Annotated in this window: 14 protein-coding genes and 1 pseudogene; 9 read left to right on the top strand and 6 right to left on the bottom strand. The window is 72.9% G+C overall.

Annotated elements, in window-relative coordinates:
• Positions 1–485: 485 nt before the first annotated feature.
• From ACGF12_RS36245 to ACGF12_RS36235, 3 genes and pseudogenes are all read left to right on the top strand, one after another.
• A pseudogene (locus ACGF12_RS36245) lies at positions 486–947 on the top strand (MFS transporter); the annotation flags it as partial.
• A gap of 2 nt (positions 948–949) precedes the next feature.
• Positions 950–1,633 (top strand): MFS transporter, encoded by a 684-nt coding sequence (locus ACGF12_RS36240; protein ID WP_393040139.1) that lies wholly within the window; start codon positions 950–952, stop codon positions 1,631–1,633.
• Positions 1,634–1,814: 181 nt separating this feature from the next.
• On the top strand, positions 1,815–3,119 hold the full coding sequence (locus ACGF12_RS36235; protein ID WP_393040136.1) for an RNA-guided endonuclease InsQ/TnpB family protein: 1,305 nt from the start codon (positions 1,815–1,817) through the stop codon (positions 3,117–3,119).
• Here the strand turns inward: ACGF12_RS36235 and ACGF12_RS36230 are convergent.
• Positions 3,082–3,498 (bottom strand): ester cyclase, encoded by a 417-nt coding sequence (locus tag ACGF12_RS36230; protein WP_393040133.1) that lies wholly within the window; start codon positions 3,496–3,498, stop codon positions 3,082–3,084. The genes ACGF12_RS36235 and ACGF12_RS36230 overlap by 38 nt on opposite strands.
• Positions 3,499–3,689: 191 nt before the next feature.
• Here ACGF12_RS36230 and ACGF12_RS36225 point away from each other — a divergent pair, with 191 nt between their 5' ends.
• On the top strand, positions 3,690–4,109 hold the full coding sequence (locus tag ACGF12_RS36225) for a hypothetical protein (protein ID WP_393040131.1): 420 nt from the start codon (positions 3,690–3,692) through the stop codon (positions 4,107–4,109).
• Here ACGF12_RS36225 and ACGF12_RS36220 read toward each other — a convergent pair.
• Positions 4,078–4,830, bottom strand: coding sequence for a helix-turn-helix domain-containing protein (locus ACGF12_RS36220; RefSeq protein WP_393040128.1), 753 nt, complete (start codon positions 4,828–4,830; stop codon positions 4,078–4,080). The genes ACGF12_RS36225 and ACGF12_RS36220 overlap by 32 nt on opposite strands.
• Before the next feature lie 85 nt (positions 4,831–4,915).
• On the opposite strand from ACGF12_RS36220, the gene ACGF12_RS36215 reads away from it, so the two are divergent.
• On the top strand, positions 4,916–5,896 hold the full coding sequence (locus tag ACGF12_RS36215) for an LLM class flavin-dependent oxidoreductase (protein WP_393040125.1): 981 nt from the start codon (positions 4,916–4,918) through the stop codon (positions 5,894–5,896).
• Here the strand turns inward: ACGF12_RS36215 and ACGF12_RS36210 are convergent.
• The 3 genes from ACGF12_RS36210 to ACGF12_RS36200 all read right to left on the bottom strand — a co-directional run bounded on the left by ACGF12_RS36210 (position 5,874) and on the right by ACGF12_RS36200 (position 9,458).
• Entirely contained in the window at positions 5,874–7,232 is a 1,359-nt protein-coding gene (locus ACGF12_RS36210) for a DUF2252 domain-containing protein (protein ID WP_393040122.1), read from the bottom strand. The two genes, ACGF12_RS36215 and ACGF12_RS36210, sit on opposite strands and share 23 nt — an antisense overlap.
• A gap of 181 nt (positions 7,233–7,413) precedes the next feature.
• Positions 7,414–8,988, bottom strand: coding sequence for a multicopper oxidase family protein (locus ACGF12_RS36205; protein ID WP_393040119.1), 1,575 nt, complete (start codon positions 8,986–8,988; stop codon positions 7,414–7,416).
• Entirely contained in the window at positions 8,985–9,458 is a 474-nt protein-coding gene (locus tag ACGF12_RS36200; protein ID WP_393040116.1) for a hypothetical protein, read from the bottom strand. Before ACGF12_RS36200 ends, ACGF12_RS36205 begins: the two co-directional genes overlap by 4 nt.
• 528 nt (positions 9,459–9,986) lie before the next feature.
• Here ACGF12_RS36200 and ACGF12_RS36195 point away from each other — a divergent pair.
• Together ACGF12_RS36195 and ACGF12_RS36190 are read left to right on the top strand one after the other, a co-directional pair.
• Complete coding sequence (locus ACGF12_RS36195; protein WP_393040113.1) at positions 9,987–10,820, top strand: hypothetical protein; 834 nt, start codon at positions 9,987–9,989, stop codon at positions 10,818–10,820.
• On the top strand, positions 10,817–12,316 hold the full coding sequence (locus ACGF12_RS36190; protein ID WP_393040110.1) for an NADH-ubiquinone oxidoreductase-F iron-sulfur binding region domain-containing protein: 1,500 nt from the start codon (positions 10,817–10,819) through the stop codon (positions 12,314–12,316). Before ACGF12_RS36195 ends, ACGF12_RS36190 begins: the two co-directional genes overlap by 4 nt.
• Before the next feature lie 93 nt (positions 12,317–12,409).
• Here the strand turns inward: ACGF12_RS36190 and ACGF12_RS36185 are convergent, their stop codons facing one another.
• Complete coding sequence (locus ACGF12_RS36185; protein WP_393040107.1) at positions 12,410–13,693, bottom strand: vanadium-dependent haloperoxidase; 1,284 nt, start codon at positions 13,691–13,693, stop codon at positions 12,410–12,412.
• Positions 13,694–13,903: 210 nt separating this feature from the next.
• Here ACGF12_RS36185 and ACGF12_RS36180 point away from each other — a divergent pair, with 210 nt between their 5' ends.
• Together ACGF12_RS36180 and ACGF12_RS36175 are read left to right on the top strand one after the other, a co-directional pair.
• A complete protein-coding gene (locus ACGF12_RS36180; protein WP_393040104.1) occupies positions 13,904–14,506 on the top strand; it encodes a sigma-70 family RNA polymerase sigma factor in 603 nt (200 codons plus the stop codon).
• A 25-nt stretch (positions 14,507–14,531) separates the two neighbouring features.
• Positions 14,532–15,359, top strand: coding sequence for an anti-sigma factor family protein (locus tag ACGF12_RS36175; protein ID WP_393040101.1), 828 nt, complete (start codon positions 14,532–14,534; stop codon positions 15,357–15,359).
• Positions 15,360–15,510: the final 151 nt, after the last annotated feature.

Here is a 15,510-nt window from a genome sequence, read left to right as displayed (position 1 = left end):
CCACCCTCGAACGCGGGATCCGCCGAGACGACGACCTCGCCAACTCCTACCGCGAATGGCTCACCGCCGCTTGACAGCCCATAGGAGCATCAATCGACGCCGGCCCCGGGCAGGTCAGGCCCGGTGCTGCCGTCATCGCGGCCCAAGGGGCGGGGCCGGACTCCTGCCGGCGGCGGATCGGCGGGAGTCCGGTGCGCAGCTCGGCCACGGCCCTGCCCACAGGCGCCCGCCCGCCCAAGCAACCGGAAATCGGGGTGCTTCGGGGACGGACGGTCGGGTAGCGTGCAGGGCATGTCGAGCCCTGAGGCAGCCAAGGTGGGGGCTTTCGGTCACGCCGTCAGCCCCCTGAAGCACTGATCCACCACTGAGGACCCGACCGAGCGCCCTTGCCGGGCCGGTCGGGCGGACGCGTGCGCCCTCGGGGGCCGGCCGCGGTGACGAGACGGACGTTCCTGCCGTGCTTCTCCTCGTCCCGGAGCCTCTCGATGCCCTTCCCGCTCTACCTGCTCGCCCTGGCCGTGTTCGCCATGGGCACCTCGGAGTTCATGCTGGCCGGCCTGCTGCCGGACCTCGCCGCCGATCTCGACGTCCCCCTCGGGACGGCCGGCACCCTCACCTCGGCCTTCGCGCTCGGCATGGTGGCCGGCGCCCCGCTGATGGCCGCGCTCGCCCGTAACCGGCCGGGCCGCAGCAGCCTGCTCGGCTTCGTGCTGCTGTTCGCGGCCGCCCACGTGGTGGGGGCGACCACCGCGAACCTCCCGGTACTGCTCGCCTGCCGGGTCCTCGCCGCGTTCGCCGACGCCGGTTTCCTCGCCGTCGCCCTGATCACCGCCGCCGCGCTGGTCCCGGCGGACCGCACGGGGCGGGCGCTGGCCGTGCTGCTCTCGGGGACGACGGTGGCCACGGTCGCCGGTGTCCCCGGCGGCGCGGTGCTCGGCGCGCTGTTCGGCTGGCGAGCCGCCTTCTGGGCCGTGGCCGCGCTCTGCCTGCCCGCCGCCGTCGGCATCGCCAAGGGCCTCCCCGCCCTCACCACAACAGCCGACCGGTCCGACGGCCCGGCCCTACGCACCGAACTCGGCCGGCTGCGTCGCCCCGGCTGCTCCGCGCGATGCTGCTCGCCGCCCTCGTGAACGGCGGGACCTTCGGCGGCTTCACCTTCCTCGCCCCCGTCGTGACCGGCACCGCCGGGCTCGGCGGGCTGTGGGTCCCGGTCGCGCTGGTGCTGTTCGGCGCCGGGTCGTTCGTCGGCGTCACCGTCGCCGGGCGGCTCGCGGACCGCCGCCCCGGCCTGCTCCTCGCCGTGGCCGGCCCGCTGCTGCTGCTCGGCTGGCCCGCGCTGGCCGTGCTGGCGGACCGACCGGCCGCCCTGCTCCCCCTGGTGTTCCTACTGGGCGCGCTGTCCTTCGCCGTCGGCGGCACGCTGATCACCCGGGTCCTGTACGAGGCGGCCGGGGCACCCACCATGGCAGGCGCCTACGCGACCGCCGCCCTCAACCTCGGCGCCACGATGGGCCCGCTGCTCGCCGCGACCACCCTCGGCACCGCGGCCGGCGGCCCGGGCCCGTTCCACGCCGCCGGGCTCCTGGTCGCTTGCGCCCTGCTGATCGCCGCCGTCCGGCCCCGGGCCTGCTGAGGCCGCGGCAGCCTACCGGCCGCCCGGAGCGCGATCTCGGCTCACCTGATCCTGCCGAGGAAGCCCGGGGCTTCAACCCCCGGGAGGAATCGGTTCCTTGTCTCGGAGCCACGAAGTGGTGGAGTGAGATCCGGAGTTCTGAAACTGAGGCGCTGTCAGTGGTCTTTGTTAGGTTGATCGTGTGCATCTGAGGTACTCGTATCGCATCTACCCGACGGTCGGTCAGCGGGTTGCGCTGGCCCGGACGTTCGGGTGTGCGCGGGTGGTGTACAACGACGCTCTTGCGGCGCGGAAGGATGCCCGGAAAGGGGGCTTGCCGTACCCGAAGAGCGCCGATCTGCAGAAGCTGGTGATCACGGCCGCGAAGAAACCCGCCGAGCGGGCGTGGCTTTCGTCTGTCGGTGTGGACCCGTTGATCCAGTCCTTGCGGGATTTGGACACCGCGTACCGGAACTTCTTCGACTCGGCGTCCGGTAAGCGCGCAGGGCGTCCGGTCGGGCTGCCCCGTTTCAAGTCGAAGAGGGACAACCGGCAGAGCCTGCGCTTCACCCGCAACGGGTTTCGTATCCGTTCGAACGGAAAGCTGAACCTGGCGAAGATCGGCGACGTGCGGGTGAAGTGGTCCCGCGCGCTTCCGGTGGACCCGTCGTCGGTGACGATCGTGCTGGACGCGGCAGGCCGCTACCACGCCAGCTTCGTCGTGGACATCGAGCCTGGTCCCCTGCCCGAGACAGCCGCCGAGATCGGCATCGACCTGGGCCTGACCACCTACGCCGTCCTCTCCGACGGCACCGTGATCGACAACCCGCGCTTCCTCCGCAAGGCTGAGAAGAAGCTCAAGGCCGCGCAGCGGGAGCTGTCCCGTAAGACCAAGGGCAGCAGGAACCGGGCCAAGGCCCGCAAGAAGGTCGCCAAGGCCCATGCCAAGGTGGCCGACACCCGCATGGACTGGCTGCACAAGCAGACCACCAGGCTGATCGGCGAGAACCAAGCCGTCTACCTGGAGGACCTGAACGTGCGCGGCCTCGCCCGAGGCCGACTCGCCAAGTCCGTCCACGACGCCGGATGGTCCACCTTCCGGCGACTCCTCGAAGAGAAGGCAGCCCGGTACGGGCGCACCATCGGCATCGTGCACCGCGCGTACCCGTCCTCCCAGCTCTGCTCAGAGTGCGGACAGCGCGACGGACCCAAGCCCCTCGCTGTCCGCGAGTGGGCCTGTACGGCGTGCGGTGTGCTCCATGACCGCGATCTCAACGCTGCTCGAAACATCCTGGCCGCCGGGCAGGCGGACAGGCTAAACGCCCCTGGAGGGCCGGCAAGTCCCGGCGTGGCAATCCCACACCAGGCACGGCCCGTCGAACGGGGAACCCACCTCGGCGACCTGCGACCCACGGATACCCGTGCCGCAGGCGCGGGAGGAATCCCCCGGCTTCAGCCGGGGGAGGATGTCAAAGCCGGATGCCGCCGAGCTGGCGGATCATGGTGAGGTCGTCGCGGATCGCCCAGCGTTCGGCGATCCGCCCCTCCCGCAGCCGGTAGGCGAAGGCGACCTCCCGGGCGTAGTCGCCGCTGTGGGTGGGGAAGCCGAGGAAGTCGCCGCCCGTCCAGCGCCCGGCCCGCAGGCCGAACTGGACGACCAGGTCGTCCTCGGCGACGGTGCGGCAGCCGCGCCAGTGGTCGTCCTCGAACTGCCGGGCCGTCGTGGTGAGGAACTCCCGGGTGCCCGCGAGGCCGGCGGGCCGGCCGGGGGCGAGGGCGTGGTTGACCAGGTCCGGTGTGCAGAACTCGTCCAGGCGGCTGACGTCCCCGGCCCGGACCAGGGCGTCGAAGCCTTCCACGATCTGCTTGTTGACCTCGGCGCTCATGACGTCCACCTCCTGCGGGCAGCGGCCAGGGACTCCCCCCGCTCTCGACGTTCCCACGGACTTCGTAGGCCTTCCACCCGGGAACGGCGGCGCTTCCCCGGCGGCCATTCCCCGGCGGGAATTGTCCGGTGGCGGCGTCGATTCGAGGATGGGGCACACAGTGACCGACCGAACCCGTGAAGGAGCCGGCCATGACCACCAGTGCCCAGCAACTCGCCGACCGTTACGCCGCCTTGTGGACCGAGCCCGACGCCGATCAGCGGCGCGAGGCGATCGAGCGGCTGTGGACCGAGGACGGCGTGCACCTCGTCCACCCCCCGGAGGGGATCCGCGAGGAGGCCGCCCGGGTGGGCTTCCCGGAGCCGGTGCTCGAAGCGCGCGGCTACCGGGAGCTGGAATTCCGCGTCGCCCGCGCGTACCAGGAGTTCGTGGCGCCCGGGGAGTTCACCTTCCGGGCCCGGCCGGACGCCGTGCGGCTGCGCAACGTGGTCCGCTTCACCTGGGAGATGGTGCCGGCCGGCGGCGGTGAGGCGGTGGGCGGCGGTGTGGAGTTCGTCGTCCTGGACGCCGACGGGCGGATCACCGCCGACTACCAGTTCCCCGGGCTCTGACCAGCAGCTCCGCGGTCCGGGCGTCGGCGGGCAGGAACGCCTCCAACTTCAGCTCGGCGAGGGTCACGTCGACGGCGGTGGCGAAGGTGGTCACCGTGGTCATCAGGTGCAGCTCGCCGAGCGGGGTCCGTAGCTCCAGCGGCACCGCGAAGCCCAAGTGCTGCTCCCCCACCACCGCTTCGGGCACGTAGGAGCTCAACTCCTCGTGCAGTTCGCCCAGATGGCGGGTCCGCTCGACGATGTGCCGGGCCCAGGCGTCGAAGTTGAGGATGCGCGGCGCGAGACCGTCCGGGTGCAGGGCGAGCCGGTAGGCGTTGGTGCCGGGCCCGACCAGGCGCGGGTCGGCGCCCTCGGTGATCACGTCCAGTGCCTCGTTGGCCGCGACCACGTCGCCGCGCCGGTCCACCACCACCGCGGGGTACGGCAGGTGGCCGGCCAGGATGTGGTCGATCGCCGCCCGGACCGGCGCCAGTTGCGGCCCGTCCAGCGGCGTCTCCGGGTAGACGGGGGCGTAACCGGCGGCCAGCAGCAGCTCGTTGCGTTCCCGCAGCGGCAGGTCGAGTGACTCGGCGAGGCGTACGACCATGCCCCGCCCGGGCACCGAGCGGCCGGACTCGATGAAGCTGAGGTGCCGCTGGGTGGTGCCCGCTCGGGTGGCGAGGTCGAGCTGACTGATCCGGCTGCCGGTACGGCGCTCGCGCAGCGCCCGGGGGAAGTCCACGCCCCATTTCTATCCGGGCCCGGCGCCACCCGCCATTCCCCCCGGGGAATTGAGTCCATTCACCGCGACGAGAAGGATCGACGGCATGAACATCGGTGTTTTCCTCCCCACCGGCCAGGACCAGTGGGCGCCCGCCGGCGGTGCCCGCGACCTGATCGGATTCGCCCGCCGGGCGGAGCAGTTGGGCTTCGCCTCGCTGTTCGTCAACGACTCCCTGCTCACCCCGCGGATCGAGCCGCTCACCATGCTGGCCGCGGTCGCCCCGGTGACCGAGCGGATCCGGCTGGGCACCGGTGCGCTGCTGCCGGTCCTGCGCCGCCCGGTGCAGACCGCGCAGACCCTGGCCTCGGTGGACCAGCTCTCCGGCGGACGGCTGACCGTCGCGGTCGGCGCGGCCTTCCCCGGGCACTTCGGGCGGCCGCTGCACGAGCTGTCCCAGGTGCCGTGGGAGCGCCGCTTCGCCCGGCTGGACGAGACCGTCGCCCTCTGGCGGGCCCTGTGGGCGGGGGCGACGGAGTTCCACGGCGAGTTCCACTCCTTCCCCGACCTCCCGCCCGCCACGAGGCCGTTCCGTCCACAGGGGCCGCCGATCTGGCTCGGCGGCGCCACCCCGGCGGCGCTCGCCCGCACCGGGCGGCGGTACGACGGCTGGCTGCCCTACCCGCCCGACCCGGCCGACTACGCCACCGGGCTCGCCGCCGTCCGGCAGGCCGCCCGCGAGGCCGGGCGCGCCCAGGAGGCCGTCACCCCCGCGCTCTTCGTCAACGTCCGGATCGACGAGGACCTCAAGGCCGCCCGCCGCACCATGGACGCCTACGTCCGGTCCAACTACGGCCTGCCCTTGGAGGAGGTGGAGCACATCCAGGCGATCGCCCTCGGCACCCCGGAACAGGTCGCCGCCACGCTGCGCCGCTACACCGAGGCGGGCGCCCGGCAGGTCGTCGCCCGGCTCGGCGCGCTGGAACTCAAGGGCCAGTACGAGCAGTTGGAGAGGCTCGCGGACCTCGTGGCACCGACCGCGCCGTTTGCGCCGACCCCAGCCCTCACACGCCCCGCGTCGCGGTGACCCGCCCGGTCTCGATGGCCTCGACCAGCTCCGCGTGGTCGGCCGTCGTCCGCTCCGCGTACTTCAGCGCGAAGTCGGCGACCGCCTCGGCGAAGGTTTCGGCGCCGCCCAGGTAGCCGGCGATGGCGAGGCGGTCGCCGGTGCGGGCGTGGGCGCGGGCGAGGGTGCGCCCGCACAGGTCGGCGTAGGCGCGCAGGCCGGCCGGGGTCATCGCGTCGACCTCCACCGAGCCCTTCATGTCGCGCAGTTGGCGGCCGTAGAAGTGCCGCCCGGCCGGGCCGGCGGTCCAGCCGAGGAAGATGTCGCTGGCGGCCTGCATCAGGTGCTGCCCGGTGACCACCCGGCGTCCTCCGTGGTGGGCGGCGACCTCGGCGTCCACCCGGGTGGGCGGCAGGTGCTCCTCCAGCACCGACCGACCGGCCTCCTTGAGCTGCAGGAACAGCGGGTCGCGGGTGTCCCGGCCCTCCAGCAGGAGGATATAGCAGCGGGTGCCGACACTGCCGACGCCGACCACCTTCATCGCCGCTTCCACGAAGCGGTAGCGGTCCATCAGCACCCGTCGGTCCTCGGCCAGGGCGGCCCGGTAGTCGCTGAACACCTTGCCGATGTCGCGCAGTTCGGTCCCCTTCAGCTCCTCGATCAGCGGTGGCGAGCTGATGATCCGCCGCCGCCCGTCCCGCTCCTCGGTGAGCTTGCCGAAGGCCTGCAGGCTGGTGCGGCGCCGGGCGTGGGCGAGCTCGGCCTCCGCCCGGCTGCGCCGCTTGGACCTGCCGACCAGCGGCAGCAGCTCGGCGGCGTCGATCCGGCTGTACCAGACGTCGAGTTCGCCCCTCCCGGCCAGCCGGCGCATCGCGGTGGCGTAGCTCTGGACGGCGGTGAGCGCGGCACGCCGGGCCCGCTCGTCGCCCTGGCCGTTGTCCCGGGCGGCGACCGCGATGCTGGCGGCCAGACGCTTGACGTCCCACTCGAAGGGCCCGGGGTAGGTCTCGTCGAAGTCGTTGACGTCGAAGAGCAGCGCGCGCTCCGGCGAGGCGTACACGCCGAAGTTCAACAGGTGGGCGTCGCCGCAGAGTTGGACGGTCAGGCCGGTGTTCGGGACGGCCGCGAGGTCGGCGGCCATCACCGCGGCGGCGCCGCGCAGGTAGGTGAACGGGCTGTCGGCCATCCGCCCGTAGCGGATCGGCAGCAGCCGGGTGACCCGGTCGGCGCCCTGCGCCTCCAGGACGCCGAGCGGGTCGGGCCGGTCCGCGGTCGGGATCCACCGGCCGTGGTCGGAGCGGGAGACGCGCTCGCGCGCGGCCCGACCGGTGCGGCGGCGTTCGGCGGGGGTGGTCATGCGGCGGCTCCGTCCGTCACCAGGCAACCTTCAACGAGTACACCTGACCGCGACGCTAGGACAAGAGTGCCGGAGGGCGCAGCACACGCCCTCCGGCACTCGGCCGATCGGGTGAGGCCGCCCGGGCGGGGCCGCTCGGATGAGGCCGCTCGGATGAGGCGGCTCGGGCGGGGCCGCCCGGTCACCTCACGGTGAAATCGGCCATCATCGCCATGTCCTCGTGCTCCAGGTTGTGGCAGTGCATCATGTACGTCCCCGCGTAGTCGGTGAACCGCACCAGCACCTCCACCGCCTCGGCCGGGCGCAGGTCGACGGTGTCCTTCCAGCCCCTGTCCCACGGGCCGGGGTCCTTGCCGTTGCGCCCGGTCACCTGGAAGTGATCGAGGTGGAGGTGCACCGGGTGGTGCACGTCGGAGGAGAAGCGCCACCGTTCGACGCCGCCGAGCGCGGGCGTGGCGACGTTGCGCCCGGGCTCGTACGGGTCGCCGTTGATGGTCCAGCCGTCGTCGCGACTGCGGCGGAACTTGAAGTCGCGGGTGGTGACGGCCGCCGAGGCGGCCAACTCCTCGATGGTGGACAGCTTGTCGGGCACCGTGGCGTCGTCGCTCACCGCCCGGGAGGAGACGTCGAAGCGCATCACCTCGGCCGTCCGCCCGCTGCCGAAGCGGTTGAGCAGCCGCACCTGGGTGCCGGGCTGGTAGCGGGAGAAGTCGACCACCACGTCGAAGCGTTCGGCGGGGGCGATCTCGATCGCGTCGTGGGTGAGCGGGGCGGCGAGCAGGCCGCCGTCGGAGCCGATCTGGACCAGTGCGTCGCCGCCGGAGGGCTGGGGGTCGAGTTCGAGCCGGTAGAGCCGGGTGTTGGAGGCATTGAGCAGCCGCAGCCGGTAGTGCGCGCGGTCGACGTCCAGGCGTGGCCAGGGGGCGCCGTTGACCAGGATGACGTCGCCGAGCACGCCGTTCATGTAGTCGTCGGTGACGCCGGGCACGGCGAGCGCGGCGTCGGTGGACGGGTACCGGAAGGAGCCGTCGGCGGCGAAGGAGCGGTCGGCGAGCATCAGCGGGAGGTCCCGCTCGCCGCGCGGCAGCGGCAGCGCGTCCTCCTCGTCGTCGTGGACCAGATGGAAGCCCGACAGGCCGCGCCAGACGCCGGGGCCGGTGAAGCCCATCCGGTGGTCGTGGTACCAGAGGGTGGCGGCGCGCTGCTCGCCCGGATAGGTGTGGGTGCGCTCGCCGATTACGTTGTGGCCCGTCGCGTGCCGCATCCCCGGCATGCCGTCCATGGAGCCTGAGGACATGGCCGCGGCGGGGGACCCGACCGGCAGCAGCAGGTCCACCGGGTAGCCGTCGCTGTCGGCCGGGGTGTGCCCGCCGTGCAGGTGGACCACGGACGGCACCGGCAGCTCGTTGCGGTGTTTGATCACCGCCGCCCGGCCGGACCGGGTGACCACCGTCGGCCCGGGGAAGCTGCCGCCGTACGTCCAGGCTTCGGTCCGCACCCCGGGCAGGATCTCCAGCTCGGCGACCTTCTGGGTGATCTCGTAGTAGTCGTTGGTGCTGTCGGTGCGCACCGGCTTGAGCACCGCCGGCACCGGCAGCGTCACCTGGAAGGGCCCCGGCAGGTCGAGTTCGCTGCTGAGCAGCCGCCCGGGGCGGCCCTCGGCGAGCAGCCGGGCCGCCGAGGGGACGGCGACGGCGGTCAGCGCGCCCGCGCCGAGCACGGAGGCGCCGATGCCCAGGAAGCGGCGGCGGTTCACTGGCTCACCTCCACCGGCCCACCGGGGCGCGGCAGCCGCCCGTTGCCGTCCGCGCCGCTCTCGGGCAAACCCGCCCGGACGGGCAACGGCATCCGCCAGGCGCCGACCAGGCCGAACAGGACGCCGCTGACCAGCAGCACGCCCAGGGTGACGTGCACCCCGATCGCCCGGCCGTAGCCGGCCGCCATCTGGCCGACCACGGCGACGGCGAGCACGGCGGTGGTCCACAGCGGCCAGAGCGGACCGCGGCCGGGCCGCCACACCAGCGCGGCCACCGCCAGCTGGAGCACGACCACGGTGCCGATCGCCATCGCGGTGCCCTCGTGGTCCTTGAGGGATTCGTAGGTGCCGTTGAGGAAGCTGCCGGCCAGCATGACCTGGAGCAGGGACAGCAGCGCCAGCGTGGCGGTGGAGATGCGCAGCAGGATCAGCGGCCAGCGGGGCGCGGCGGCGGCAGGGGGACTGCTCATGTCGGGCTACTCTCTGCTTCGGCGGGTCGGGAGGGCGGGCGAGAGCGTAGCTGATCATCCGTCATGATCAGTTGAAGCGAAGGGATTCGGCGGCGCCCAGCACCCCGTTTGCGTCAGCTCCCGGAGGTTTGTCACCCGTACGGGGGCGCTTGTCAGCCTGCGCGGCCGATACCTGACCGACCGTGGTCGATCGACGACGATCCGTCGCCCTCTGCGGCATCGGAGCGTGAGCCTGGTTACGTCACTCCGGGTAGCTACTACGTTCGGCCGTAGGCACGGGCCCCTGTCCGGGGCGCGGGCAGGCGCCGTACGAGGCCCCGCGCCAGGGCCCTCCTACTGCCCGGTGTCGTATGCGGGGACCTTGTTCCCCCGTTCGGGTGCCGCAAAGAATGGGCGGGTCCAGCCGCGCCACCCGTCCCACGAACGGGCGCGCTCTTCGATCCGGCTTCGAGGCGAGTCCAGCCGATCCGACACCGCTGTCGGCCCACAACCCGCCGGCGGGCCCGAACCACGGAAGAAGGATTCCCGATGGCCGCACTCGCCCTTCTCGCAGGTACCGCGGTCGGTGGCGGGCCGGTCGCCGTGGCTGGTCGTGTCATCGCCTTCCTGGACTACTTCGCCGGGGTCTTCACCCTGCTCTCGCTGACCGCGGCGGTCGTGTGCGGGCTGGCCGCCACCGACCGCCTGGTCCTGACCCCGCGGCTGCGGGTGGCCGTCCAGTCGGTGCACCGGGCAACCGCCGTCGCGGCGCTCGGCTTCCTGGCCGTTCACGTCGCGGTCAAGGTCGCCGAGCACCACGCCGACCCGCGGAGCGCGGTCCTCCCCTTCACCGGCACGACCACCGTGGCGGTGGACCTGGGAACCGTCGCGGCCGACCTGCTCGTCCTGGTCGCGGCGACGGGCGCCTTTCGCGGACGATTCGCGGGAAGCCGGCATGCCTGGCTCTGGCGTGTGCTGCACGCGGGCGCGTACGCCTGCTGGCCGATCGCGCTGGCCCACGGTCTGACCGCCGGACGCGCGGCGCACGCCTGGGTCCTGTGGGGCTATGGCCTGTGTGCGGCGCCGGTCGCCCTCGCCCTGCTGGTACGGACCCTCTCCTGGCTGGGCCACCACCGAGCCGTCACCCGGCACCGGCGCGCCTCGAAGGCCCACCTGGCCGGCACACCGCTCCCGGCCGGGCCGACCGTCTTCTCCACACCCTCGGCACGGCACCGTGGCGGTCTGGCGACCGCCTGGAACGGTCCGTCCTCGGCGACCGCGAGCGCGGCGGCCCGAATCGGCACGGTGCCGCGTCGGCCGCGGCACGCCACGCCGGCCGCACCCCCGCACCTGGGGCTGCTCCGGCCCGGCGGTGACCTGTGAGCACCCGGATCGACCTGCCGCAGGTGTTCCACCTGGGGCCGGCCCGGCTGACTGCCGGGCTGGACCGCTTCCGCCGCCTCGACCTCGCCTCCCACACCCACGTCCACCCTCCGCTCCCCCGGCCCACCCGGGACGACCTGCTGGATCTGGCCGAGCACGTCGATCTGCGCGGACGCGGCGGCGCGGGATTCCCCTTCGCCCGCAAGGCCCGGGCCGCGATGGCCGCCGCCGACCGAACCGGGGCACGTCCGGTCATCGTGGTGAACGGCTCGGAGGGCGAGCCTCCGAGCGCCAAGGACCGGATGCTGCTCGCCCGCTCTCCGCACCTCGCGCTCGACGGCGCCTGCCTCGCCGCAGCCGCCTTCGGGGCCGAGGAGATCGTCATCGGCGTCACCGCCGGCAGCCCCGGCGAGGTCTCGGTCCCCGCCGCCCTCGACGAGCGCGACCTGCCGTGCCCGGCCCGGACCGTCTGCCTTCCCGAACGCTTCGTCTCCGGCGAGTCAAGCGCACTGATCCGCGGGGTCAACGGGCTTCCGGTCCAACCCGCCACGGTGCGGGCCCGCGCGGCCGAGGGCGGAACGGGAGGCGTTCGACGGCGCCCGACGCTGCTGTCCAACGCCGAGACCTGGGCTCAGCTCGCCGTGGCCGCCCGGCTCGGCCCCGGAGCGTACGCGGCTGTCGGCACCACCGCCGAACCGGGCACGGTCCTGCTGACGGTCAACCGTCCCGCAGCGGGTCCCCTGGTGGTCGAGGTCCCGTTCGGCACGAGGCTGGGAGACGTACTGGACGCGTGTGGGCTGCGTCCGGGCGCCGGCGTGCTGGTCGGCGGCTATCACGGCGCCTGGCTGGGCCCGGTGGACGCCGTCGGCGCGTCACTCTCACGCACCGGTCTCGCCGAGCTCGGCGGCACCCTCGGCGCCGGTGCGATCGTCGCGCTCACTGCCGACACGTGCCCGCTCGGCGAGATCACCCGGGTCGCGACCTGGTTGGCGGGCGAGTCGGCCGGACAGTGCGGGCCGTGCAGGCGCGGGCTGCCCGACGCGGCCGAAGCGCTCGCCGCACTGGCCACGGGCGCCGACGGGCCCGCCGCACTGGAGGACGTCCGGCGCGCGCTCGGCAGCGCGCAGGGCGGTGGCGCCTGCTCACACCCCGACGGCACGGCGCGCTTCGTGCTGAGCGCACTCGACGTGTTCGCCCGGGACGTCGAGGCCCACGTGGCCGGCCCCGGGTGCGGGAGGCCGGTCCTCGGCGTGCTGCCGCTCCCCCACGACGAAGGCGCACGCCTGGAGGTGGACTGGTCCCGCTGTGCCGGGCACGGGCTGTGCGGCGTACTGGCCCCCGGCCTCGTCCGGCTCGGCCCGCACGGCTATCCCGCGTCGACCACCATCCCCGTCGCCCCCTGGCAGGAACACGGTGCCCGCCGGGCCGTGAACCAGTGCCCGGCACTCGCTCTGCGCATGCGCCGCCCCTGGCCGCCACCGGGCCGGCCCCGGTGAACGGCCTTCAACCGACGGCCGGCTGCACCCGACATGGCGGGTGCAGCCGGCTCCCGGTCCCGGCGCCCTGGCACCTCGGCGCCGCGCGGACGGTCAGAGGTCGTGCGCCACGAACTCGGCCACCTGCGTACCGAGTTGCCGGCCGGCCTGGTTGTCGATGGAGGTGTGCTGGCCGGACCAGACCCGACTGAGCCAGGCTTCGGTGGCGGCGTCCTGGAAGCCGGCGAAGGTTCGGGTGACGCCCTTTGAGGTCACCGTGAGCCGGTGCTGCGCACCGTAGAACCCGGCGAGCGTCGTCGCCGCCGCCTGGCTGAGAGCGCCGTGAGCGCCGGGGTAGGACGGGTCCGGGGCGGTCGGCAGGAGGGGGGTCCAGTGGGGATCGCCGACGATGCCCGGGTTGTCGTGCGAGTCGCCGAGCCGGATCGCGGTCACGGGCCGCCACACGTGGTAGGCGTACTTGGCGTCGTACATCGCGATCGCGGTGTCGGCGAGGGACAGGTCGAGCCGGGCGAAGACCTTCACCGCTTTCTCCAGGCTCGCGTTCTCGGAGGTGACAAGACCCTGCGCGACCTGGTTCCAGACGTTCCAGACGGGCGCTGCCGCCCAGAACTTCGCGGCCGCGGTCTGATCGGGAGTGCGGGTGGTACTGGTCTTGCTCCCCAGGCTCTTGACCTCGTTCAGGGCGGCGGCGTACTCGGCGGTGCCCACGACCGGCGGCGCTGCCGGACGGAACTGGCTTCCGCTCGCCAGCACGAACGGCTTGACCGAGCCCCAGTTGGTGAACACCGGCGTGGGGAAGTCGGGCGGCGTGCGCCGGTAGTCGCCGGGCAGGCCGCCGGGAGTGAACTCCGGCGGCTTGGTCGATGACCCGTCATCGGAGCGCAGACTGATCAGTCGGCGCGCGACCGCTGTTCCCACGCCGATGCCCGCCTGCTTACCGGTGCCGTCGGCGATCGCGGACAACTGGCTCCTCAGCTGCCGGTCCACGCCTGCCCGCTTGGCGGGGTACAGGGCGACCAGCACGTCGTGCGCTGCCTGGTCCGCTGCGACGTCCGCACGTGCGCCCTGAGGTGCCGGCACCGAGAACACGTACGGAGGGGCCGCCCGGGTGATCGACACCACCGCGTCGTACTCGGCGGCCTGGAGGATCGCGAAGCTGCGCGTGGGCTGGACGGTGGACGGTTGGGCTTTCGGATCGCCCAGGATGGTGATGAGCTCGCGGTTCCACGCCACGACCGACGCCCCGGACGCGTTGGCGGCGGTGCTCGTGGTCGGTGGCACAGCGGCGATGGCGGTGGAACCGAAGGCCGGGCTGGTGAGTCCGGCCGCCAGCACGGTCCCGGTCAGGACGGCGAGTGTCTTCTGCTTTCCACACATTTGGGTGGCTCCTTCTCGCTGGTGGCGGGCTTCCCCGGGCAGCTACCGGCCGCGGTCATCTCGGCTCACTCCTTGCGGGACGGGGGGGGAAGGAGGGGATTCCGAGGATCGGTGCTCGTCAGTTCCACGGGTGCCGACGGCTGTACGGTTCGGTATGTAAGCACCTTTTGTGAGATTTCACGGATTAGTGGCATATGCGATGATCGACTTATGCCGTGGAGTCTTCGGAGGCGCGGTCCATCGAGTGAGCCGGATCGCTCCGGGGACCGTGTCTCTGGTACGGGGACCATCTCCCGCGCGGACGAGGAACTACTCCGCACCCTGTACGCGGAGCATGCCGGGCCGCTGCTTCACTTCGCCCTGCGACTGACCTCAGGAGACTGGCAATGGGCCGAGGATGTCGTGCAGGAGACACTGCTGCGGGCCTGGCAGCACCCGGCGGCGTTCGACCCCGAGCGCGGACCGGCCCGGGCGTGGCTGTGCACGGTCGCCCGGAACCTGGTCATCGACGCCCACCGGGCCCGCCGGGCCAGACCGACCGAGGTCGACGGGGAGGCGCTGGAACGGCTCGCGGAGCAGACGCCCGGAGAAGACGAAATCGAGCAGACGCTGCAGAGCTGGGCGGTGGCCGAGGCCATCCGGACCCTCTCCCCGGATCACCGGGCCGTGCTGCTGGAGACGTACTACAGAGGCCGGACGATGGTCGAGGCCGCGGAAGTGCTCGGCATTCCGGTGGGGACCGTGAAGTCGCGCACGTACTACGCCTTGAAGGCGCTGCGGCTGGCGCTGCAGGAACGGGGCATCGAGCCGTGACAGCGTCGTGGAGGAGGTGCGGACCATGAACGGCGACCGTGACGCCTTCCGGATGTCCCTGGGCGGATACGTGCTGGGAACGCTGTCCCCGGCGGAGACCGAGCAGGTCCGCGCCCACCTCGCGGAATGCGCCGAGTGCCAGGCCGAGCATGCCGAACTGGCGGGGCTGCCCGCGCTACTCGCTAGGGTCAGCGAGGCCGAGGCCGAGGCCGCAGGCGAGGCAGCGCCCGTGCCCAGCGAGGACCTGGCCAACCGGTTGGTACAGCGGGCCGCCGCACGCGAACGAGCACGGCGGGAGCCTGCGGCCACTGCGGCGCCGGGCGTGCCAGGCGTGCCAGACGTGCCAGGCGTGCCGCAGCGAACCGAGCCGAGCCGGCTCGACCGGCTGCTCCAGCAGGCCGCGTCCCGACGTCGGATCGCCGTGCGGAGGCGACTGGTTGGGGTCGCAGCCGCCGCGACGCTCATTGCTGCGGCAGCGTCGGGCGGTACGTGGCTGGCTACCATCGCGTCCACGAGCAGCCAGGTGGCGCAGCCCGCGCCGACGTCACCGGCCCCGGTCCGCACTTTCTCCGGATCCGACCCCACCACCGGCGTGTCCGCCTCGATCGAGGTCTCGCCCGCCGCCTGGGGCAGCGTGCTGCAGGTCTCGGCAAAGGGGGCGCCCGCCGGGATCACATGCAGCCTGCAAGCGGTCGGGGTCACGGGCACCACAGCGACCGCCGCCACCTGGCAGGCCGGCGAGTACCCGGGTGGCGCCAAGATTTCCGGGACCGTACCCATGTCCCCAGGAATGATCAGTCACTTCGACATCTACGCCGGCAACGGCCAGAAGCTGCTCACCGTCCCGGCGTGACGCCCCGGCCCGGTCGGCACCTGACTCGCTGCTCGACTCCACGACCGACCGGGAAGCGCGAAAAGGCCCCACCCGGAAACCGGGTGGGGCCTTTTCTGAATGATTGTTCGGCGGCGTCCTACTCTCCCACAGGGTCCCCCCTGCAGTACCA

It is taken from the genome of Kitasatospora sp. NPDC048296, from assembly GCF_043201815.1.
In the GTDB taxonomy this organism is placed as follows: Bacteria; Actinomycetota; Actinomycetes; order Streptomycetales; family Streptomycetaceae; genus Kitasatospora.
The sequence above is the reverse complement of the archived record's forward strand: the minus strand, read 5'-3'. Positions and strand labels throughout refer to the sequence as shown.

Bases quoted from the DNA above. Each gene is read 5' to 3' on its own strand.
- ACGF12_RS36230 (WP_393040133.1), bottom strand. From the start codon at position 3,498: ATGAGCGCCGAGGTCAACAAGCAGATCGTGGAAGGCTTCGACGCCCTG.
- ACGF12_RS36225 (WP_393040131.1), top strand. From the start codon at position 3,690: ATGACCACCAGTGCCCAGCAACTCGCCGACCGTTACGCCGCCTTGTGG.
- ACGF12_RS36215 (WP_393040125.1), top strand. From the start codon at position 4,916: ATGAACATCGGTGTTTTCCTCCCCACCGGCCAGGACCAGTGGGCGCCC.
- ACGF12_RS36210 (WP_393040122.1), bottom strand. From the start codon at position 7,232: ATGACCACCCCCGCCGAACGCCGCCGCACCGGTCGGGCCGCGCGCGAG.
- ACGF12_RS36200 (WP_393040116.1), bottom strand. From the start codon at position 9,458: ATGAGCAGTCCCCCTGCCGCCGCCGCGCCCCGCTGGCCGCTGATCCTG.
- ACGF12_RS36195 (WP_393040113.1), top strand. From the start codon at position 9,987: ATGGCCGCACTCGCCCTTCTCGCAGGTACCGCGGTCGGTGGCGGGCCG.
- ACGF12_RS36185 (WP_393040107.1), bottom strand. From the start codon at position 13,693: ATGTGTGGAAAGCAGAAGACACTCGCCGTCCTGACCGGGACCGTGCTG.
- ACGF12_RS36180 (WP_393040104.1), top strand. From the start codon at position 13,904: ATGCCGTGGAGTCTTCGGAGGCGCGGTCCATCGAGTGAGCCGGATCGC.
- ACGF12_RS36175 (WP_393040101.1), top strand. From the start codon at position 14,532: ATGAACGGCGACCGTGACGCCTTCCGGATGTCCCTGGGCGGATACGTG.